At 68.5% G+C, this 18,294-nt stretch carries 22 protein-coding genes and 6 pseudogenes; 11 read left to right on the forward strand and 17 right to left on the reverse strand.

Going from position 1 to position 18,294, the window contains the following annotated elements:
• Nucleotides 1-54: 54 nt before the first annotated feature.
• From era to V9G19_RS28030, 3 genes and pseudogenes are all read right to left on the reverse strand, one after another.
• Nucleotides 55-972, reverse strand: a pseudogene (era, locus tag V9G19_RS28020) (GTPase Era); the annotation flags it as partial.
• An 18-nt stretch (nucleotides 973-990) separates the two neighbouring features.
• Nucleotides 991-1,302, reverse strand: a complete 312-nt coding sequence (locus tag V9G19_RS28025) for a transporter associated domain-containing protein (RefSeq protein WP_462288720.1) — start codon at nucleotides 1,300-1,302, stop codon at nucleotides 991-993.
• A complete protein-coding gene (locus tag V9G19_RS28030) occupies nucleotides 1,188-1,655 on the reverse strand; it encodes a CBS domain-containing protein (protein ID WP_462288660.1) in 468 nt (155 codons plus the stop codon). The genes V9G19_RS28025 and V9G19_RS28030 overlap by 115 nt, the downstream gene beginning before the upstream one ends.
• A gap of 38 nt (nucleotides 1,656-1,693) precedes the next feature.
• Here V9G19_RS28030 and V9G19_RS28035 point away from each other — a divergent pair, with 38 nt between their 5' ends.
• Nucleotides 1,694-1,873, forward strand: coding sequence for a hypothetical protein (locus tag V9G19_RS28035; RefSeq protein WP_462288726.1), 180 nt, complete (start codon nucleotides 1,694-1,696; stop codon nucleotides 1,871-1,873).
• 43 nt (nucleotides 1,874-1,916) lie between these two features.
• Here the strand turns inward: V9G19_RS28035 and V9G19_RS28040 are convergent.
• The 4 genes and pseudogenes from V9G19_RS28040 to V9G19_RS28055 form a co-directional block, all read right to left on the reverse strand.
• Nucleotides 1,917-2,141: pseudogene (locus tag V9G19_RS28040) on the reverse strand (hypothetical protein); the annotation flags it as partial.
• 198 nt (nucleotides 2,142-2,339) lie between these two features.
• Nucleotides 2,340-2,804, reverse strand: coding sequence for an rRNA maturation RNase YbeY (gene ybeY / locus V9G19_RS28045; protein WP_462288661.1), 465 nt, complete (start codon nucleotides 2,802-2,804; stop codon nucleotides 2,340-2,342).
• Nucleotides 2,801-3,855, reverse strand: a pseudogene (locus V9G19_RS28050) (PhoH family protein). The gene ybeY (V9G19_RS28045) and the pseudogene V9G19_RS28050 overlap by 4 nt, the downstream one beginning before the upstream one ends.
• Before the next feature lie 25 nt (nucleotides 3,856-3,880).
• On the reverse strand, nucleotides 3,881-4,222 hold the full coding sequence (locus V9G19_RS28055) for a histidine triad nucleotide-binding protein (RefSeq protein ID WP_462288662.1): 342 nt from the start codon (nucleotides 4,220-4,222) through the stop codon (nucleotides 3,881-3,883).
• 71 nt (nucleotides 4,223-4,293) lie between these two features.
• On the opposite strand from V9G19_RS28055, the gene V9G19_RS28060 reads away from it, so the two are divergent.
• Nucleotides 4,294-4,845, forward strand: coding sequence for a SigE family RNA polymerase sigma factor (locus V9G19_RS28060; RefSeq protein ID WP_462288663.1), 552 nt, complete (start codon nucleotides 4,294-4,296; stop codon nucleotides 4,843-4,845).
• A gap of 157 nt (nucleotides 4,846-5,002) precedes the next feature.
• Here the strand turns inward: V9G19_RS28060 and V9G19_RS28065 are convergent, their stop codons facing one another.
• Nucleotides 5,003-5,164 carry a hypothetical protein gene (locus V9G19_RS28065; protein ID WP_462288664.1) on the reverse strand — a complete coding sequence of 54 codons (162 nt, stop codon included), beginning with the start codon at nucleotides 5,162-5,164 and terminating at the stop codon, nucleotides 5,003-5,005.
• Entirely contained in the window at nucleotides 5,161-5,712 is a 552-nt protein-coding gene (locus V9G19_RS28070) for a SigE family RNA polymerase sigma factor (RefSeq protein ID WP_462288663.1), read from the reverse strand. Before V9G19_RS28070 ends, V9G19_RS28065 begins: the two co-directional genes overlap by 4 nt.
• Nucleotides 5,713-5,783: 71 nt before the next feature.
• Here V9G19_RS28070 and V9G19_RS28075 point away from each other — a divergent pair, with 71 nt between their 5' ends.
• The 5 genes and pseudogenes from V9G19_RS28075 to V9G19_RS28095 all read left to right on the forward strand — a co-directional run bounded on the left by V9G19_RS28075 (nucleotide 5,784) and on the right by V9G19_RS28095 (nucleotide 8,230).
• Entirely contained in the window at nucleotides 5,784-6,125 is a 342-nt protein-coding gene (locus V9G19_RS28075; protein WP_462288662.1) for a histidine triad nucleotide-binding protein, read from the forward strand.
• A gap of 25 nt (nucleotides 6,126-6,150) precedes the next feature.
• Nucleotides 6,151-7,246 (forward strand): annotated as a pseudogene (locus V9G19_RS28080) (PhoH family protein).
• A gap of 40 nt (nucleotides 7,247-7,286) precedes the next feature.
• Nucleotides 7,287-7,670, forward strand: coding sequence for an rRNA maturation RNase YbeY (gene ybeY / locus V9G19_RS28085; RefSeq protein WP_462288721.1), 384 nt, complete (start codon nucleotides 7,287-7,289; stop codon nucleotides 7,668-7,670).
• A gap of 10 nt (nucleotides 7,671-7,680) precedes the next feature.
• Nucleotides 7,681-7,845 (forward strand): annotated as a pseudogene (locus V9G19_RS28090) (hypothetical protein); the annotation flags it as partial.
• A gap of 40 nt (nucleotides 7,846-7,885) precedes the next feature.
• Nucleotides 7,886-8,230 carry a CNNM domain-containing protein gene (locus V9G19_RS28095; RefSeq protein WP_462288665.1) on the forward strand — a complete coding sequence of 115 codons (345 nt, stop codon included), beginning with the start codon at nucleotides 7,886-7,888 and terminating at the stop codon, nucleotides 8,228-8,230.
• A 15-nt stretch (nucleotides 8,231-8,245) separates the two neighbouring features.
• Here V9G19_RS28095 and V9G19_RS28100 read toward each other — a convergent pair.
• From V9G19_RS28100 to V9G19_RS28125, 6 genes and pseudogenes are all read right to left on the reverse strand, one after another.
• A pseudogene (locus V9G19_RS28100) lies at nucleotides 8,246-8,938 on the reverse strand (proprotein convertase P-domain-containing protein); the annotation flags it as partial.
• 184 nt (nucleotides 8,939-9,122) lie between these two features.
• On the reverse strand, nucleotides 9,123-10,118 hold the full coding sequence (locus tag V9G19_RS28105; RefSeq protein ID WP_462288666.1) for a hypothetical protein: 996 nt from the start codon (nucleotides 10,116-10,118) through the stop codon (nucleotides 9,123-9,125).
• 462 nt (nucleotides 10,119-10,580) lie between these two features.
• Complete coding sequence (locus V9G19_RS28110) at nucleotides 10,581-11,060, reverse strand: RCC1 domain-containing protein (RefSeq protein ID WP_462288667.1); 480 nt, start codon at nucleotides 11,058-11,060, stop codon at nucleotides 10,581-10,583.
• 17 nt (nucleotides 11,061-11,077) lie between these two features.
• Nucleotides 11,078-11,662, reverse strand: a complete 585-nt coding sequence (locus tag V9G19_RS28115) for an RCC1 domain-containing protein (RefSeq protein WP_462288668.1) — start codon at nucleotides 11,660-11,662, stop codon at nucleotides 11,078-11,080.
• A gap of 299 nt (nucleotides 11,663-11,961) precedes the next feature.
• Nucleotides 11,962-12,129, reverse strand: a complete 168-nt coding sequence (locus V9G19_RS28120; RefSeq protein ID WP_462288669.1) for a hypothetical protein — start codon at nucleotides 12,127-12,129, stop codon at nucleotides 11,962-11,964.
• 1,785 nt (nucleotides 12,130-13,914) lie between these two features.
• Complete coding sequence (locus V9G19_RS28125) at nucleotides 13,915-14,145, reverse strand: hypothetical protein (RefSeq protein WP_462288670.1); 231 nt, start codon at nucleotides 14,143-14,145, stop codon at nucleotides 13,915-13,917.
• A gap of 348 nt (nucleotides 14,146-14,493) precedes the next feature.
• Between V9G19_RS28125 and V9G19_RS28130 the strand changes: the two genes are divergently transcribed.
• Nucleotides 14,494-14,862, forward strand: coding sequence for a hypothetical protein (locus V9G19_RS28130; protein ID WP_462288671.1), 369 nt, complete (start codon nucleotides 14,494-14,496; stop codon nucleotides 14,860-14,862).
• Between the two features lie 201 nt (nucleotides 14,863-15,063).
• Here V9G19_RS28130 and V9G19_RS28135 read toward each other — a convergent pair whose 3' ends face one another.
• Nucleotides 15,064-15,648 carry a hypothetical protein gene (locus tag V9G19_RS28135; RefSeq protein WP_462288672.1) on the reverse strand — a complete coding sequence of 195 codons (585 nt, stop codon included), beginning with the start codon at nucleotides 15,646-15,648 and terminating at the stop codon, nucleotides 15,064-15,066.
• A gap of 332 nt (nucleotides 15,649-15,980) precedes the next feature.
• Between V9G19_RS28135 and V9G19_RS28140 the strand changes: the two genes are divergently transcribed.
• Complete coding sequence (locus tag V9G19_RS28140) at nucleotides 15,981-16,115, forward strand: hypothetical protein (RefSeq protein ID WP_462288673.1); 135 nt, start codon at nucleotides 15,981-15,983, stop codon at nucleotides 16,113-16,115.
• 191 nt (nucleotides 16,116-16,306) lie between these two features.
• Here the strand turns inward: V9G19_RS28140 and V9G19_RS28145 are convergent, their stop codons facing one another.
• The gene (locus V9G19_RS28145; protein ID WP_462288727.1) at nucleotides 16,307-16,516 is read right to left on the reverse strand and encodes a hypothetical protein; all 210 of its coding nucleotides are present in this window, start codon (nucleotides 16,514-16,516) and stop codon (nucleotides 16,307-16,309) included.
• Between V9G19_RS28145 and V9G19_RS28150 the strand changes: the two genes are divergently transcribed.
• Nucleotides 16,464-16,946: a DUF2293 domain-containing protein gene (locus V9G19_RS28150; RefSeq protein WP_462288722.1), complete on the forward strand. Its 483-nt coding sequence runs from the start codon at nucleotides 16,464-16,466 to the stop codon at nucleotides 16,944-16,946. The two genes, V9G19_RS28145 and V9G19_RS28150, sit on opposite strands and share 53 nt — an antisense overlap.
• Before the next feature lie 52 nt (nucleotides 16,947-16,998).
• Nucleotides 16,999-17,349 carry a hypothetical protein gene (locus V9G19_RS28155; protein WP_462288674.1) on the forward strand — a complete coding sequence of 117 codons (351 nt, stop codon included), beginning with the start codon at nucleotides 16,999-17,001 and terminating at the stop codon, nucleotides 17,347-17,349.
• Nucleotides 17,350-18,294 lie beyond the last annotated feature (945 nt).

The raw sequence follows: 18,294 nt of genomic DNA on the forward strand, positions 1-18,294 counted from the left end.
CGTTACCCGGGCATACCCATCCCGAGCCACGAGTCTTCGCCGTAGCCCGAGGGATTAAAACCCGAGGCGGTGCAACTGGTTCGGGTCGCGCTGCCAGTCCTTGGCAACCTTGACCCGCAGGTGGAGGAAGACCCGCTGACCGAGCAGGTCCTCGATCCCGGCGCGGGCGTGGGTGCCGACCGCGCGCAGCCGGGAGCCACCGTGGCCGATGACGATGGCCTTCTGGCTGTCCCGCTCGACGAAGATGTTGACCCGCACATCGAGCAGCGGCACCGCACCAGGGCGCGACCTCGCGCGGCGTGATCTCCTCCACGACAACCGCGAGCGAGTGCGGCAGTTCGTCGCGCACGCCCTCCAGCGCGGCCTCGCGGACGAGTTCGGCGATCCGCGTCTCGTCGTCGTCGTCGGTGATCACGCCTTCGGGATACAGCGGCGCCGGCGAGGTGGGCAGGTAGCCGGTGAGCACCCGCAGCACGTCGTCGACCTGCTCGCCGCGGGTCGCCGAGCACGGCACGATCGCGGCCCAGTCGCCGAGCCGGTCGATGGCGATCAGGTGCTCGACCAGCCGCTCCTTGTCGACCCGGTCGATCTTGGTCGCGATCGCGACGACCGGGGTGCGCCGAGCGCGCATCAACTCCGTCAACTCGGTGGCGATGAACCCGTCGCCCGGGCCCGATCCGTTGGTCGGCCGGGCAGGCAAAAGCCCACCACGTCGACGTCGAGCAGCGTGGCTCGCGGACCAGGTCGTTGAGCCGCTGCCCGAGCAGCGTGCGCGGCTTGTGCAGGCCCGGGGTGTCGACCAGGACGAGTTGGCTGTCGGGGCGGGTGACGATGCCGCGGATCGCGTGCCGGGTGGTCTGCGGCTTGGTCGAGGTGATCGCCACCTTGTCACCGACCAGCGCATTGGTCAGCGTCGACTTGCCCGGCATTGGGGCGGCCGACGAGGCAGGCGAAGCCGGCGCGATAGCCCTCGACGCCCTCGGCTGTCGGTCACGAGGCCCGCTCCTGCCCGTTTCCCCGTGCGGGCAGGGCCAGCTCCCCTGTCGAGTCCTCCACCGGGGGCAGCGGTTCGACCAGGACCGAGGCGATCCGGTGTCGGCGACCGGCCATCCGCTCGGCGGTGACGGCATACCGGCCGATCTCGCAGCGCGAGCCGAGGATCGGCACGCGCCCAATCTCCTTGGCGATCAGGCCGCCGACCGTGTCGACCTCATGCTCGTCGTCGAGGTCGATGTCGAAGAGCCTCGGCGAAGTCGTCGACCGGCATCGTCGCGGGGATGCGGAAGCGGCCGTCGCCGAGATCCTCCACGCCCGGGCGACTCGCGGTCGTATTCGTCGTCGATCTCGCCGACGATCTCCTCCAGGATGTCCTCGATGGTGACCAGCCCGGCGGTGCCGCCGTATTCGTCGACGACGACCGCGATGTGCACCGAGTCGCGCTGCATCTCGCGCAGCAGGTCATCGATCGGTTTGGAATCGGGGACGAACGGCATCGGCCGCATGATCGACTCGATCGCCACCGTGCGCAGGTCGACCCCGTCGGCGGTCATCAGCCGGACGACGTCCTTGAGATAGATCAGCCCGACCGACATCGTCGGGACCGGTCGTCGACAACCGGCAACCGGGAGAAGCCGGACGCGGTTGAACAGCGACATCGCCTGGCGCGGCGCTCTTAGCCACCTCGATCGTCACCATGTCGGTGCGCGGGACGATGCACCTCCCGGGCGATCGTGTCGCCCAGCTCGAAGACCGAGTGCAGCATCTCCCGCTCCTCGGCCTCGATGAGCGCGCTCTCGCCGGCCAGGTCGAGCAGGTCGCGCAGCTCGGACTCGCTCTGGAACGGGCCGTCGCGATAGCCCGCGCCCGGGCGTGACCGCGTTGGCGATCGCGACCAGCAGACGGGCGACCGGCCCGAGGATCCGCCGGAACCACACCAGCACCGGAGCGGTCGCGAGCGCGACGCGCGTCGGAGTGCTGGCGCCCGAGAGTGCGCGGGCGAGACTCCGACGATCGCGAACGAGATCACGCGTCATCACCGCGATCGCGATGAGCAGCGCGACCCAGAAGCCGTCGACCCAGGTGGCGACGGCCAGCGTGACGCAGACGGCCGCGACCATCTCAAACACGGTGCGCAGGAACACCGCGACCGACAGATAGGGCGCGCTGTCTGCCAGGATGCGTTGCAGCGCAGCCGATCCGCGCCCGGCCCGTCATCGGCCAGTTCCTCGGCGCGCACCCGCGAGGAGCGAGCGATCGCGGCTTCGGACAGGGCGAGCAGGAAGGCGAAGAGGACTCCGCTGACGGCGGCGATGAGCAGGCGGACGGCCATGACCAAGCGCTCAGCGACCGCGTCCGCGTTGGGCGAGGAAGGTGAGCAGCAGCTGGCGCTGCAGCTCGAACATCTCCTTCTCCTCCTCCGGCTCGGCGTGGTCGAAGCCCAGCAGGTGCAAGATGCCGTGAGTGGTCAGCAGCAGCAGCTCCTCCTCGGTCGCATGCCCCGCCGCCAGCGCCTGGACCGCCGCCACGCTCGGGCAGAGCACGATGTCGCCGAGCACGCCCTCCTCGGGTGGCTCGTCATCGCGTCCGGGACGCAGCTCATCCATCGGGAAGCTCATCACATCGGTCGGCCCGGGCAGGTCCATCCACTTCTCGTGCAGGACCGCCATCGTGTCCTCGTCGACGAGCCGGATGCACAGCTCCGCCCGCGGATGCACCCGCATCTCGGCGAGCACATAGCGGGCGCAGTGCACCAACTCGGTCTCATCCAGGCCGATGTCGGTCTCGTTGAGGACGTCGATGCTCACGGGCGCTCCCGATCGGGCCGGGGACGCCGGGGCGCGACCGGATGCTGGCGCGGTTGTCGCTCGTCCCAGCGGCCGTAGGCGTCGACGATCTCGCCGACCAGCCGGTGCCGCACGACGTCGACGGAGGTGAGCATCGAGAAGTGCGACGTCCTCGATGCCCTGCAGGATCTCCTGCACCACGCGCAGACCACTTTGGGTCCCCCCGGGCAGGTCGACCTGGGTGACATCCCCGGTGACGACCATCTTCGATCCGAAGCCCAGCCGGGTCAGGAACATCTTCATCTGCTCCGGCGAGGTGTTCTGCGCCTCGTCGAGGATGATGAACGAGTCGTTGAGCGAGCGGCCCCGCATGAACGCCAGCGGCGCGACCTCGATCGTCCCGGCCGCCATCAGCCGCGGGATGGAGTCTGGGTCGATCATGTCGTGCAGCGCGTCATACAGCGGACGCAGATAGGGGTCGATCTTGTCGGTCAGCGTGCCGGGAAGGAAGCCGAGCCGCTCGCCCGCCTCGACGGCCGGCCGGGTCAGGATGATCCGGTTGACGTGTTTGGCCTGCAACGCGGCGACGGCCTTGGCCATCGCCAGATAGGTCTTTCCGGTCCCCGCCGGTCCGATCCCGAAGACGATCGTGTGCCGATCGATCGCGTCGACATAGCGCTTCTGGTTCAGCGTCTTGGGCCGGATCGTCCGCCCGCGGTTGGAGACGATGTTCATCGTCAGCACGTCGGCGGGCCGCTCGCTGGTGCGGGCGCGCAGCATACCGATCGAACGCTCGACCGCGTCCCGGTTGAGCGGCTGCCCGGCCGCGATGACCGACAAGCAGCTCGTCGATCGTCCGCTCGACGAGGGAGACGTCGTCGCTGGGGCCGCTCATCCGGAACTCGTTGCCGCGCACGTTGATCTCCACGGCCGGGAACTGGCGCTCCATGGTCCGCAGGAGTTCGTCGCGGGGTCCGAGCAGGGCGACCATCGACACCGATGGTGGAACCACGATGGTGTGCGTCGGGTGCTCGGGGTGGGCGTGCCTGCCCTCGGGATGGTGTTCGGTCATAACTGACTGCAGTCTACGGGGCCGGTCAGCCGGGCGGCCACGTCATTCGCCGCCCACCGAGCAGGTGCAGGTGCATGTGGAAGACCGCCTGCCCGCCATCCTTGCCGGTGTTGGTCACCAGCCGGTAGGCGCCGGCCACGCCCTCGCTGTCGGCGACCGCGGCGGCGAGCCGGACCACATCGGCGAGTTCCTCGGCCGAGCTGGCCAGCTCGGCGGCGTTCTCGACGTGCCGTTTGGGGACCACCAGCACATGCACCGGGGCCTGCGGCGCGATATCACGGAAGGCCAGGCTGGTCTCGCTCTCGCCGACAATATCCGCGGCCAACTCGCCGGTGACGAACTTGCAGAACAGGCAGTCCGAACTCATGCAGCCAACCTAATGCGCGGCGTCAACCACATCGGCCATTGGCGCGTGGACGGGGAGTGACAATGGTGGCCGTGGCGCGCGAGCGGGCGGGCGAGGAGCGGTTGAGCGCCGATCAGGCGATCACCGTCCTGTATGCCGCGCAGTGGGCGCCGATGGTGCGCCTGGCCTATCTGCTCGTCCGGGACCAGGGCGTCGCCGAGGACATCGTCGCTGACGCACTGGTGGCGATCCACCGCCGCTGGGACCAGCTCAGCGATCACGGCAAGGCGGTGGCCTACTTGCGCCGGAGCGTCGTCAATGGCTCTCGCTCGGTGCTGCGCCATCGCACGGTCGAGCACGCGAAGCTCGCCCCGTTGGCTGCCGACGCGGCCCGCACCACCGGCCCGAGCGCGGAGGCGCTCGCCCTCGACGAACTCGGCAACGCGGCGATGCTGCGCTGCCTGGAGCGGCTGCCGCGCCGGCAACGGGAGGTCCTCATCCTGCGCTACTACCTCGACCTGTCGGAGGCCCAGATCGCCGACACCCTCGACATCGCCCCCGGCTCGGTCAAGGCCCACGCCTCCCGCGGGCTGGCCAACCTGCGGGCTCAGCTCGCCACGCTCGACCGGGAGGACCGGCCATGACTCGCCCCGACCACGGCGGCCACGACCTCGATGACGGCAGCCTCAACGACCGCGGGCTCGACCGGCTGAGCAGCCAGCTGCGGGCCGCGCTCGATGCCGACGCCGCCCGCATCCAGCCGAGCGACCGGCTGGCCGAGAGCAAGGCGAAGTACAGGGACTACGTTCGTCGGTCATTGCTCTCGGCCAGCCGGTCGCTCGGCTGGATGCGGGCGGCGTCGGCATCGAGCGCGGCCCGCAGCTGGCTGCTCAGCCGGTCGAGCCCGCGGTCGTTGAGGCTGCCGTCATCGAGGTCGTGGCCGCCGTGGTCGGGGCGAGTCATGGCCGGTCCTCCCGGTCGAGCGTGGCGAGCTGAGCCCGCAGGTTGGCCAGCCCGCGGGAGGCGTGGGCCTTGACCGAGCCGGGGGCGATGTCGAGGGTGTCGGCGATCTGGGCCTCCGACAGGTCGAGGTAGTAGCGCAGGATGAGGACCTCCCGTTGCCGGCGCGGCAGCCGCTCCAGGCAGCGCAGCATCGCCGCGTTGCCGAGTTCGTCGAGGGCGAGCGCCTCCGCGCTCGGGCCGGTGGTGCGGGCCGCGTCGGCAGCCAACGGGGCGAGCTTCGCGTGCTCGACCGTGCGATGGCGCAGCACCGAGCGAGAGCCATTGACGACGCTCCGGCGCAAGTAGGCCACCGCCTTGCCGTGATCGCTGAGCTGGTCCCAGCGGCGGTGGATCGCCACCAGTGCGTCAGCGACGATGTCCTCGGCGACGCCCTGGTCCCGGACGAGCAGATAGGCCAGGCGCACCATCGGCGCCCACTGCGCGGCATACAGGACGGTGATCGCCTGATCGGCGCTCAACCGCTCCTCGCCCGCCCGCTCGCGCGCCACGGCCACCATTGTCACTCCCCGTCCACGCGCCAATGGCCGATGTGGTTGACGCCGCGCATTAGGTTGGCTGCATGAGTTCGGACTGCCTGTTCTGCAAGTTCGTCACCGGCGAGTTGGCCGCGGATATTGTCGGCGAGAGCGAGACCAGCCTGGCCTTCCGTGATATCGCGCCGCAGGCCCCGGTGCATGTGCTGGTGGTCCCCAAACGGCACGTCGAGAACGCCGCCGAGCTGGCCAGCTCGGCCGAGGAACTCGCCGATGTGGTCCGGCTCGCCGCCGCGGTCGCCGACAGCGAGGGCGTGGCCGGCGCCTACCGGCTGGTGACCAACACCGGCAAGGATGGCGGGCAGGCGGTCTTCCACATGCACCTGCACCTGCTCGGTGGGCGGCGAATGACGTGGCCGCCCGGCTGACCGGCCCCGTAGACTGCAGTCAGTTATGACCGAACACCATCCCGAGGGCAGGCACGCCCACCCCGAGCACCCGACGCACACCATCGTGGTTCCACCATCGGTGTCGATGGTCGCCCTGCTCGGACCCCGCGACGAACTCCTGCGGACCATGGAGCGCCAGTTCCCGGCCGTGGAGATCAACGTGCGCGGCAACGAGTTCCGGATGAGCGGCCCCAGCGACGACGTCTCCCTCGTCGAGCGGACGATCGACGAGCTGTTGTCGGTCATCGCGGCCGGGCAGCCGCTCAACCGGGACGCGGTCGAGCGTTCGATCGGTATGCTGCGCGCCCGCACCAGCGAGCGGCCCGCCGACGTGCTGACGATGAACATCGTCTCCAACCGCGGGCGGACGATCCGGCCCAAGACGCTGAACCAGAAGCGCTATGTGGACGCGATCGATCGGCACACGATCGTCTTTGGGATCGGACCGGCGGGGACCGGCAAGACCTATCTGGCGATGGCCAAGGCCGTCGCCGCGTTGCAGGCCAAACACGTCAACCGGATCATCCTGACCCGGCCGGCCGTCGAGGCGGGCGAGCGGCTCGGCTTCCTTCCCGGCACGCTGACCGACAAGATCGACCCCTATCTGCGTCCGCTGTATGACGCGCTGCACGACATGATCGACCCAGACTCCATCCCGCGGCTGATGGCGGCCGGGACGATCGAGGTCGCGCCGCTGGCGTTCATGCGGGGCCGCTCGCTCAACGACTCGTTCATCATCCTCGACGAGGCGCAGAACACCTCGCCGGAGCAGATGAAGATGTTCCTGACCCGGCTGGGCTTCGGCTCGAAGATGGTCGTCACCGGGGACGTCACCCAGGTCGACCTGCCGGGGGGGACCCAAAGTCGGTCTGCGCGTGGTGCAGGAGATCCTGCAGGGCATCGAGGACGTGCACTTCTCGATGCTCACCTCCGTCGACGTCGTGCGGCACCGGCTGGTCGGCGAGATCGTCGACGCCTACGGCCGCTGGGACGAGCGACAACCGCGCCAGCATCCGGTCGCGCCCCGGCGTCCCCGGCCCGATCGGGAGCGCCCGATGAGCATCGACGTCCTCAACGAGACCGAGCATCGGCCTGGATGAGACCGAGTTGGTGCACTGCGCCCGCTATGTGCTCGCCGAGATGCGGGTGCATCCGCGGGCGGAGCTGTGCATCCGGCTCGTCGACGAGGACACGATGGCGGTCCTGCACGAGAAGTGGATGGACCTGCCCGGGCCGACCGACGTGATGAGCTTCCCGATGGACGAGCTGCGTCCCGGGACGCGACTGACGAGCCACCCGAGGAGGGCGTGCTCGGCGACATCGTGCTCTGCCCGAGCGTCGGCGGCGGTCCAGGCGCTGGCGGCGGGGCATGCGACCGAGGAGGAGCTGCTGCTGCTGACCACTCACGGCATCTTGCACCTGCTGGGCTTCGACCACGCCGAGGCGGAGGAGGAGAAGGAGATGTTCGAGCTGCAGCGCCAGCTGCTGCTCACCTTCCTCGCCCAACGCGGACGCGGTCGCTGAGCGCTTGGTCATGGCCGTCCGCCTGCTCATCGCCGCCGTCAGCGGAGTCCTCTTCGCCTTCCTGCTCGCCCTGTCCGAAGCCGCGATCGCTCGCTCCTCGCGGGTGCGCGCCGAGGAACTGGCCGATGACGGCCGGGCCGGATCGGCTGCGCTGCAACGCATCCTGGCAGACAGCGCGCCCTATCTGTCGGTCGCGGTGTTCCTGCGCACCGTGTTTGAGATGGTGGCGGCCGTTCTGCGTCACGCTGGCCGTCGCCACCTGGGTCGACGGCTTCTGGGTCGCGCTGCTCATCGCGATCGCGGTGATGACGTTGATCTCGTTCGCGATCGTCGGAGTCTCGCCGCGCACTCTCGGGCGCCAGCACTCCGACGCCGTCGCGCTCGCGACCGCTCCGGTGCTGGTGTGGTTCCGGCGGATCCTCGGGCCGGTCTCCCGTTCGCTGGTCGCGATCGCCAATGCGGTCACGCCCGGGCGCGGCTATCGCGACGGCCCCTTCCAGAGCGGCACTCCCATTGAGTATCCACACCCCATTACCGTTCTGACCATCAAAGGCAGATAACGCACTTTCCGGAGCAAAATTACCATTGATTGCTCCAAGGCCTGACATAGTAGAAGTAGCTGGGAAACCGCCATCATCATCCAATACTACATTACAGAAATTATTTCCGCCGCCACCACGCTGATTAATCAGGGTAACGGTTGTACCAGCAGGTGAACGAAGGGTAAACACCAGATCTCCGTTGAATGTGTGATCAACTGAAGCATTGGCGTTACCGATACTTACATCACAGGTACCGGCCGGGTTGGCATTGAGTTTAAAATTAAGATCGGTGATCAAACCTGTCAGTCCGTTGACTGTAATCGGAATATTCACACCGGCTACATTATTATCCGGGATGGGAACTGCTGGTCCTGCATAAGTATATAAACAAGGACCAACTGGTGGTGTCGTTGTGAGTGTAATCAGCGGTGTCTGATTGACAGTAACTGTTACAGTTGATGCTTTAGAGCAGCCCAAAGCATCTGTTGATGTAAGTGTGTAAGTATTGACACCAGCCGGAATATTAGTAACGTTAAAGCTTACGTTGGCATTATTCGCTCCTGAAACAACCGGTGCCGCAATGGTACCGGGTCCGGTAAGCGTATGGGTATAGTTTCCAATACCACCTGTTGCGGTAGCCGTAATAACAGATGATCCCGGAGAGCATATATTATTATTAGGTGTAGCAGTAATCGTGCTATGCTGCGGATTACCCACATTCACCACTACTTCTGCAGTAGTAGCTGCACCTCCACCCGGATTGGTACAGGTTACTGTACATACATAATAACGGGTAGCTGCTGCAGTAAATGTATAGGTAGTGTTTGTAGCACCTGATATATTAGTATAGGTACCACCAGGCGTAGTCGCTTCTTTCCACTGGAAGCTCAGACCGGTCGCAATGGGGAAGCTATTCAGGGTCAGGGTTACCGATGTACCAACACATACGGAAGTAGTTGTTGGTGTAATAAAATCCTGGTGAAGGCACCCCGGTACAGGGGAAGATACAGGTTCTGGTAAGGGAATAGTTACCGCTGTTAGTACTGAAGCCGGTAACCAGTACATAATATGTAGTGCCAATAACAGTATTAAATGTAACCTGTGAACGTGTCCCGCAGAAGTCATCATTACCTGTAACACAGGTAAATGAGCCGCAACTACCACTGAATACGCCAATCTTGGTATCATAAGATGATGCGCAAAGACTCAGGGTGGTCTGGGAACCATCACCGGCAAATGTATACCATACACCCGGTGCTGTATTTAATGTTGTTCCGCAAGTCGCTACAGCATCCGATGTAGCAAATGCAGTAGAACCAGTCAGGGTTTGGCCGCAATTAATTGTAATCGCTCCGGCACAAAGATCATTGGCAGGTGGTGGTGCCAGACAGACGATCTGGAAGGTTTGAGTTACGGAAGAACTTGTCTCAGAATCCATCAGGATATAATAAGTTGTTCCTGCTGTTAAAGTACCGATAGGAGCAGTACCTGGGCTAAAGATATCATCAATACAGGTCCAACCACTTGAACTACATCCTCCTGAAGCTGCTTTATAAAAATAATCGATAAAGCCTCCTGAGTTTGTGGACGTTACCTGCAAGGAATAAACTCCTGTAGTAGCAGGAGTGAATGAATAAATTTTTTCTGAGCCTGGTGTGGAGAATCCACAAGCAGTAGTATTCCAGGAACCCCCACCGACAAGCGTTGCTGTGGTAGGAGTACCGCAAGCAGCGATATTGGTTATTGTAGTACAAGGATCCGTAGGGCCCGCACAACTTGTACAGGTTATTGTTCCGGTATGACAACTGCCATCAGTACCACAAGCTGCATTTGTATTATAATGAAGATACAAAGGACCAGAAGAGGTACAGGTTACTGACAGCGGCGGTGTACCAAAACCAAGCACCGTACCACCGGGGGTACCCTGTCTGATCGTGATATAATTGGAGGCCCCTCCTGTTGCATTAAACAAATAGGTACTACCAGCAACAGCGCCATTGATGGTGCTGTACCACCGGCAAACGCACAGGTGGTGATGGTGACTGGACTTGTATTTGTTGGAGCCGTTACTGTCCCGAACTGAGAAGCATTCGTACACTGACTCCAAATATTTTGCCCCGTAAACACAAAGATTAAGAGCAGAAATGGATGCATCCGACGCCCTCGCCGCACGCGTTCGCGCACGCGCCGCAGTGGGCGGGGTCGCGCGTCACGTCGACGCAGCGCCCCCGTCGCAGGTCACGCCGTCGCACGGCGCCGCGTCGGCCGCATCGACGGACGCGTCGCGCCCCCGCCCGTCGGCAGCGACGAGCACCCGAGCGCGGTGACGAGGAGCAGTGGTGCGAGGCGTCGCGCCATGGTCGCTCGGTCACCACGCGAGCGGCGCGGGATCGCGCGCGTCGGGGCCGACCGCGCCCGTGCCAAGTTGGCCGAGGGAGTTTCCGCCCCAGCAGCGCAGGGTCTGGTCGGTCAGCAGCGCGCAGGCGTGCGTCTCGCCCGCGACGATCGTGGCCACGCGCGACGCCAGCGCGGGGAGCACCTCGACGGGGTGCGTGGGGCGCCCGGCGACCCCGAGCTGGCCGTGGTCGTTCTGTCCCCACCCGACGAGGGCGCCGTCGCGGCGGCGGGCGAACCACGTCCCGAAGCCGCCGTAGAGGGCGACGGCGTCGAGGTCCGCGACCCGCTCGGGCGTCCACCGTCGGTCGGCCTCGGTGCTCATCGCGACGCCGTAGACGTTCTCGCCCCAGCACCACACGGCGCCGTCTTCGGCGAGGGCGCAGGTGTGGGTGTTGCCCACGACGAGCGCGGTCGTCGCCTCGGAGCGCACGCGCACTGGGGTCGTGCGCACGCCCGTGATCGGGGTCATCACGCCGTCGCCGATCTGCGCGAACCCACGGCTGCCCCAGCACCACACGGCGCCGTCGGCGAGGGCGCAGGCGTTCCCCACCCGGCGCCGAGCTGCGTGACGCCCGTGAGTCCGCGCGGCGCGACGGGCTGGCGCGCCCCGGAGCGCCCGTCGCCGAGCCCCCCCCACTCGTTCGAGCCCCAGCACAGCGCCGCGCCGTCGTCGTCGGCCCCGCACGAAAACGCCGCGCCGAGGGCCATCGCCGCGGTGCGCACCACGCCGCGCGCGGTGACGGGCGCGGTGCTCAATCGTGACGTCTCGCCCGTACCGAGCTGCGCGCCGGCGTTGGTGCCCCAGCAGCGCAGCGTGTCGTCTGCGGCGCGCGCGCAGGTGTCGTCCATCCCCGCGAAGACGTGCGTGGCGGAGAGGTCGGGCACCCGTGACGGACGCGGCTGCGCGAGCGCCTCGTTGCCGTCGCCCACCTGCCCCGACGCGTTGGACCCCCAGCACCACACGGCGCCGCCGACCTCGACCGCGCAGGTGTGCCGAAAGCGCAACGACAGCTCGACAAAGCGCCGTGTGCAGCCCCCGTCGACGCAGGACACCCCCGCGCCGCACGCGCGCCCGCACCCCCCGCAGTGGGCCGCGTCTTCGGCGATCGTGACGCATCGAGCATCGCACCACGCGCGCCCCGACGTGGCCGCGCACGCGCGCTCAGCGGCGTCGGGATCGACGCTCGGCAGGGACGAACACGCGAGCGTCGCCAGGAGCGCCGCGAGGGAGGCACGTGCGCCACGTGGCGGGCGGAGGTCCACACCTCTGCGTAGCGGGTGCGCGGGCCGACGGTCAAGAGCCCCGATGAGGGTCTCGTGGCCCTCACCGACCACCGGCGTTGGTCACGCCGTCACTGGTACACGCCGTCGGGATCGGGCTCCAGCGTCGCGCCCGCGGGCAGCGTGAAGGCCCCGACCCGTCGCCAGGCCCTCGACGACACGCCGTGCTCGACGATCCACGAAGCTCCCTGCGCGCGCACGCGCCAGGCGTACGCATCCTCGTTGCCGCCCGAGGTCATCGCCTGGAACCCCGCGCGTTCGTTCGGGCCCCGCGAGCCGCGCGGTCGTCTGGTAGAGCCACTGCGCGACCTCGGCCCGCCCCGCGGGGACGCTCTGCGTGACCGCCCCGCGAAGGCGCACCGACCAGCGCTCGCATGCGGGGCACTGGTCTCCGCCCTCGGCGTGAAAGCTCGCGTACACCACGCCCGGCGGGGGCGCGCTGGGCCCCGGGTCGGGCGGTGGGGAGGGCGTTCCGAGGGAGAAGCGGAGGGCCACGACCCCGCGGCCTGAGGTCGGCGAGACGGGGGTGACGGAGAACGCCCCTTCGGGCGGTTGGCGCAGGGTGGCGGTGGTCACGCGGCCTCCACCGACCAGGGCCGACACTTCGAGGCCGGGACGTTGCCGCTGCACCCACAGCCCCGCGCCGCGCGGCGCCCGCCACACCGAGCGACAACACCGGAACACTCCCGGTGATCGTCACGCGAAAATCCGTGGTCTGCCGAGGGACCCTCAACGCGTTCTCCGGGGGAGGCCCCGGTCCGTCGTCCACGTCGGCGTGAAAAGGGTCGCTGCCGTTGCCCATCGGCGTCGACGGGATGGCCTCGCCCCCCGCGGTCGCGCCGAGCGTCGCCGTCGTCGTGTACTCCGGGTGCTGCGCGTCCAGCGTCACGCTCGTTCCGTCTGGAAGCGCGATTGAGACCGTTCCGATCGCCGCGAGCGCGCTCGGGGCGTCGGCCGTGCGGGCATCGGCGGTTGCGTCGGCGGTGGGCGCGACGTCGTCCACGGCCGCGGCGTCGACGGGCGCGGCGACCTCGCGGGCGGCGCTCGGCGGCGCAGTCGGGCGCGCGGCGCTGCACCCAACCAACACGAACAAGAGCGGGGCTCGGGATCGCATGGTGGGCGCGAGCATGAACGACCTTGAGCCCCGTCGTCTCGCGCGTGAACCCCGTTCAGACATGGGGTCGTTGCGCGCCATCGGCTCGCAGCCCCGGCGTTGCCACCCGTGGCAGCGCCCCAGGGCCAGCGCGTCAAAATCGCCTGAATTCCCATATGGATTGAGTTCAGTATTTCGGGTGGGGCAAGCTCCACCCCTACGGACAGAGTCGTTGATCGAGCGTAGGGGCGGGGCTGGACCCCACACCCGGCCCTCAGGGCGAGCGCACTTGAAACGCTGGAAATTCCATATGAATGGAAGACGAACCGATGAAGCGGGACCGCCGGCTGAAGCCGGATCCTGGGAGTGGGTCCGCCCCGCCTGCGCGGGGCTCCGTCGCGGCAAGGCGAGCGGCGCGAATCCTCCGTGGCATTGAGCCTGTGCGTCTGATTTGAGGCTTCGGAAACCGTCGCCCGAAAGCCCCGCGCAGGCGGGGCGGACCCACTCCCAGGATCCGGCTTCAGCCGGCGGTCCGCTTCATCGGTTCGTCTTCCATTCATATGGAATTTCCAGCGTTTCAAGTGCGCTCGCCCTGGACCTGCCCCTGGGACTGGGCCGAGGGCCAGATGCCTCCGTACGCCACGCACGAGGCCTTCCTCGAAGACCGGGCGCTCCTGCACGGCGACGCGAAGGACTTTGGGCCCATCGCCGCAGGGCTCTTCCCCTCTCGCTGCTCTTCGTGGTGATCCATGCCGCGCAGCACGAGGTGTACGAGCGACAGACCGACACGCGCGACCGCGCGACCGACGTGGGCGAGCGCTGCCCCACCGCCACGATCGGGTACCCGAAGGAGCTGCAGGGGGCCCACAACAAAGGCCCGAGCTCGCTGCGCCGCGCGAGACGGTGCGCGCTCGACCTTCGTCCCTCCCGTTCACTCCCCAGCGTTCACCGCATACACAAACGACACCTGCGGAAACGCGTTGTACCGCTCCGTCATCAGCGCCTGCGGGATGCGGTCTCCGTCCACGTAGCGCCGCGCCATCTCCTCGGCGGCGGGGCGGTCGTTGCGCGCCTTGATCCGCAGCACCCGCGCCATCAGCCGCTCGCACGCCCCCGGCAGCCGCGCGGAAATCGATCGAGTACGCCCCGCGGTGCGTCCCATCCGCCGCCTGCGCGTCCGGGCTCCACGTCAGCGCGCCGTCGTCGAGCAGCGCCCCGATCTGCACCGCCGCGAGCTGGCTGTACGCCTTGCGCCCGCCGCTCGGCGTGTACATCCCCGCCGCGATGTGACCGAAGGCCCACACGATCGAATCGACGTACACCTGCCGCGCCATCGCGTCGTCGATCACGTGCCGCGTGCGCAGCCAGTCGATGAAGTACAAGCCCCCGCTCTGCGCCTTGAGCTCTTCGAGCATCGAGGCCATTCCGCCGCCGAAGGCTTCTTCCGCGGTGCTGGCCCGCGAAGCGGTACTCGTTGGCAGGGCCGAGGTTGTGCGTCGCCTCGTGCAGGATGGTCGAGAGCAGCCCCGGCGTCGCGTCGTCGGTGAAGCTCTCCATCGCCGCCGCCGTCAGCAGCGACGCCGCCCGCGCCCGGTGCCGCTCGGCGCTGTCCGGGTCGGTGTACAGGTTGCTCATCGCCACCGTGCGCCCGCGCCCCTCGGCCGTCACCGGCGCCCCAGTTCGGCAGGCTCTGCCCGATCGTCGCGCCGAACGCATCCCGGTCGTCGCCCGCGTTCACCACGATGTCGATGAAATCCGGCATGTGAAACGCCACCTGCCGCGCCGTGTAGTCCCCCGGAACCAGCGCCGCGAGGGCGCGCTCCATGTCGCCCTGCACTGGCTGCGAGGCGGTCTTGCCACGCGAGCGACGCCCGGTTGATCCGCGCGAACGTGAGGTGAAAGCCCGCCTTCTGGCTGCACGGCTCCCAGTACGTCTCGTCGGGCGCGACCCGCACATACCACCGTGAATTGCGGGTGTTCATGCGCGACCACGCCTCGTCGGCCGGTCCCCAGTCGTTGCTCTCGAACGCCGTCGCCGCCGCGCGCAGGTACGCCACCAGCGCCGTCTCTTCGGGGTCGGTCATCGCATCCGCCGCCGCGCGCAGCTCGCCCGCCACCGCCCGCATCGGCGCCGCGTACGCCTGCGTGTACGGAACGGCCGTGAGCGCGCTGCCCTCCCCCGCACCACCGTGAACGGGCTCAAGAGCGCCGTCGCGTCGAACCGCTGCTCCAGCGCGTGGCAGAACCCGTCGCTCGATTGAAGCGCCGCGGGGTACACGTCCACCGGCTGACGGGGCGCTCCGTCGAGGGCCGAGCACGCCGCCTCGTGCTCGGTGAGCGCGCCGAGGCACCGCGGCCCCCAGTTGCGGCGAAACAGCGCCTGGCTGGCCGGATCCGTGGTCTGCACCCGCGCCGCCAGGGCCGTCATCCCCGACTGTTGCGCGTAGAGCGCGTCGATGTGTTCGGCCACCGTCAGCATCCGCCGCGCGAACGCACGGTGCGCGGGCGGGAGGTCCGCGAGGTCGGAGTCCACCAGCGTCGGCGCCGCGTGGTCGAGCTCCGTGGTCACCAGCCGCACGCGCGCGTCGCTCGGCGCAGGCGCGGCATCCTCCGCACGAATGCGCGCGAGCGCCTGGTCGAACGCGGGGGTGAAGCTGCCCATCACGCACCCACACCTCCGCGGTCGGGTAGAACCGCAGCGAGCGCACCTCGTCGGGGTCGGGGGTGTGGTTTCCGTTGGTGTCGCGCGCCCAGAACAGCGGAACCCCGAGCCGCAGCGCGAGCTGGTTGAAGCGCAGCCGCGAGGGCCCGTGCGCGCCGCTCGTCGGAGCGGTCGTGGGCGTGTGAGGGTGGGCCGCGCACGACGCAGCCAGGACGCACAGGATCGAAAGGGCAGAGGTACGCATCGTCGAGGGCGGCGACGCTAGCAGAACCGCACCGCGGGGATTGCAGGGATTTCCGTGTGTGCGACGGGCGTGTGTAGTGTCGGCCCGGACGATGACCACCGAGACACGCACCGTGCGCGCAGGCCCTTCGCCGCGCTCCGTCCTCGCCGACGGAAAGCTCCTCCAGGTCCCCACCGAGTGGGCGCTGCTGCCCGCCGGGCGACGCCGGGCCTCACCCGCCGTGTGAAGGCCGCCGGGCCCACTCGTGGACGGTCGAAGAGAAGGTCGGCCGCACGGGTGTTCTCCCGCGGCGTGTGGGCGCCCGCCGCGCGCATCGACGCGGCCTGCGCGCCGCCCTCGACACCGAGCGCGCCGACCCCGCGTACGCCCGGCAAGCTCGACGCCGGCGCGGGCCTCGCGCGAGCGCAAGCAGGCGGCCTACGTCGACGACTTTCGGGGCGCCGTGCTCGCGTACCTGGCGCTTTGATCCCCGTCACGCCGCGCTGGCGTGAGCTGCTGGCCGACGCCGTCGACGGCGACGGCGCACGCCACCCCCGTCGGCAGCGGCACCGTCGCCCGCACCGAGCGCATCCCGGTGGCCGAGCGCGCCGAGGCGGCGGTGATCGCGTGGATGCGCCACCAGACCACCGCCTACGATCGACATGGCCATCCAGCGCGGATCAAGGGCGAGCGGCGGCGCGTCGCCGTGGATGCTGGCCGAGCACTCCAAGGCCCTGCTGGACGCCGAGCGCCGCGCCAGCGGCCCCGTGGCCCCGACCTGTCCACTTCGAAGCGCGCTCCGTCGCGTGGCGGCGTGAATTCCCGCGGGGGCCGTCGCGTCTGGCGCCTCGCCGCCCGAACCCTGCGGCCGCCCCCCTTTGACGCCCCCGCCCGAATACCAGAAGGAACACACCCCTCCCATGCAACGCCCCACCCTCCGCTCCGTTGGTTCGCTGCCCCCACCCTTTGGCTCGCAGCGTGTGTCTCTCGGCCCTGCTCGCCCCGCGCGCCGCCGCCGCCCAGAACGCCACGCCCGAAGCTCGCCCTGAGCGGCCCGTGCGCGCGGGCCTCCAGGTGATCTCGACGACCACCGCGGAGGCGTCGACGGCGACGGCGACGACGACCGGCTCGTGCTCATCGACGAGGGCGTCGGCGTGAACCACTGCGTGGTGACGGTGCACACCGCGACGGGCTGGGTGTCTCGCGCCGCCGTCGGCCTCGGCGGCGACCGCGCCGACCGCTGCGTGGGCGTCGCGGCCGGGCGCGTGGTGGTGGTGCAGATGTCTCCGGGTGCCGCCGAGGTGCAGTCCGTGGTGGCCCTCGCCGCGCGCGTCACCGACGCCGCCGTCGCGCTCGGACGCTCGGTGCGCGCCAGCGCCCTCGCGGTGACCGAGTACGAGCACCTCACCGCCGTGGCCTCGGGCCGGCAGATCGCCGTCGAGGCGCCCAGCCACCGCCGCGTGGCGCTGATCGCGCCCTGAGCCTCCCCACCGCTCACCAGCGGGCGGGAGGATCGATGGTTTTTTCGTTGCGGGCTCTGTCGGCCCGTCTGGCAGCGTGACCCTGAGAGAGGAGCCATCGTCCCATGAGCTACGGATTCGCACGACTCAAAGCCCCGGCCTTCACGGGATTCGCCGCCACCCTGGAGCGGGAGCCCTGGTCCACCCTTCAGAAGGACTTCGGCCACAAAGACGAAGCCGACCTGCGCGTGGTGCTTGAGGACCACCGACGCTCGCTGTCTTCGGCCATCGAGCGGCTGCTGGTCGTGCAGACCGGCGATCCCCTCGACCCGCTCGACGCGAACGTGGGACGCGAGCGAGCGCCGCCTCGTGGCCGCCCTCGCCCTCAAGCTCCTCGACGACGACGGCACCGTCGTGGCCCACGCCCGGCAAGCGCAAGACGCCCTCTGCGAAGACGGATACGACCGCCATGACCGGGCTCGACTACGAGGCCGAAGTGGACTTCGGACGGACGCAGGTGGCCCTCGCCCGCCGCCCGCCGCTGAAGGCGTGCTCAAGAGCCTCGGGCTCACGGCGTACGTGGACGCCATCGCCGTCGCCACCGACGCCCTCGACCACGGCCTTCGCAAGGCCGGAGGCGCGATGACCGCCGCCCTCCAAGCGCCTGCGGTTCGCGATCAACGCCTGCGCGGCGCGCTTCAACCATTGCATCGAGGGCCTCGACCTCAAGCTCGACGACGCCGCCGACCCGCTGCTCAAGGCGAAGCTGCAACGCGCTGCGGGCGCCGTTCGGGCAGGCGCTCCTGGACCGCCACCCGGCGGACAACACCGCGGCAGACGACGCCGCCCCGCTGCCCGACGATGCCCCCCCCGCCCCCACCCCCTGACGCCGCCCGACCCGCCGCCCTCCCCCCGCTGCCCGGGGTCGGGCAGGCACCCGCCGCTCGCGGCCCGGGCGCAGACATC

It is taken from the genome of Nostocoides sp. (genome assembly GCF_037045025.1).
Taxonomy (GTDB): domain Bacteria; phylum Actinomycetota; class Actinomycetes; order Actinomycetales; family Dermatophilaceae; genus Nostocoides_A.

What these genes read in the sequence shown, in the direction of transcription:
- V9G19_RS28030 (WP_462288660.1), bottom strand. Translation starts at nt 1,655, where the DNA reads ATGTCGCTGTTCAACCGCGTCCGGCTTCTCCCGGTTGCCGGTTGTCGA.
- V9G19_RS28035 (WP_462288726.1), top strand. Translation starts at nt 1,694, where the DNA reads ATGTCGGTGCGCGGGACGATGCACCTCCCGGGCGATCGTGTCGCCCAG.
- V9G19_RS28055 (WP_462288662.1), bottom strand. Translation starts at nt 4,222, where the DNA reads ATGAGTTCGGACTGCCTGTTCTGCAAGTTCGTCACCGGCGAGTTGGCC.
- V9G19_RS28065 (WP_462288664.1), bottom strand. Translation starts at nt 5,164, where the DNA reads ATGACTCGCCCCGACCACGGCGGCCACGACCTCGATGACGGCAGCCTC.
- V9G19_RS28075 (WP_462288662.1), top strand. Translation starts at nt 5,784, where the DNA reads ATGAGTTCGGACTGCCTGTTCTGCAAGTTCGTCACCGGCGAGTTGGCC.
- ybeY (WP_462288721.1), top strand. Translation starts at nt 7,287, where the DNA reads ATGCGGGTGCATCCGCGGGCGGAGCTGTGCATCCGGCTCGTCGACGAG.
- V9G19_RS28120 (WP_462288669.1), bottom strand. Translation starts at nt 12,129, where the DNA reads ATGACCTCGGGCGGCAACGAGGATGCGTACGCCTGGCGCGTGCGCGCG.
- V9G19_RS28125 (WP_462288670.1), bottom strand. Translation starts at nt 14,145, where the DNA reads ATGGGACGCACCGCGGGGCGTACTCGATCGATTTCCGCGCGGCTGCCG.
- V9G19_RS28130 (WP_462288671.1), top strand. Translation starts at nt 14,494, where the DNA reads ATGGTCGAGAGCAGCCCCGGCGTCGCGTCGTCGGTGAAGCTCTCCATC.
- V9G19_RS28140 (WP_462288673.1), top strand. Translation starts at nt 15,981, where the DNA reads ATGACCACCGAGACACGCACCGTGCGCGCAGGCCCTTCGCCGCGCTCC.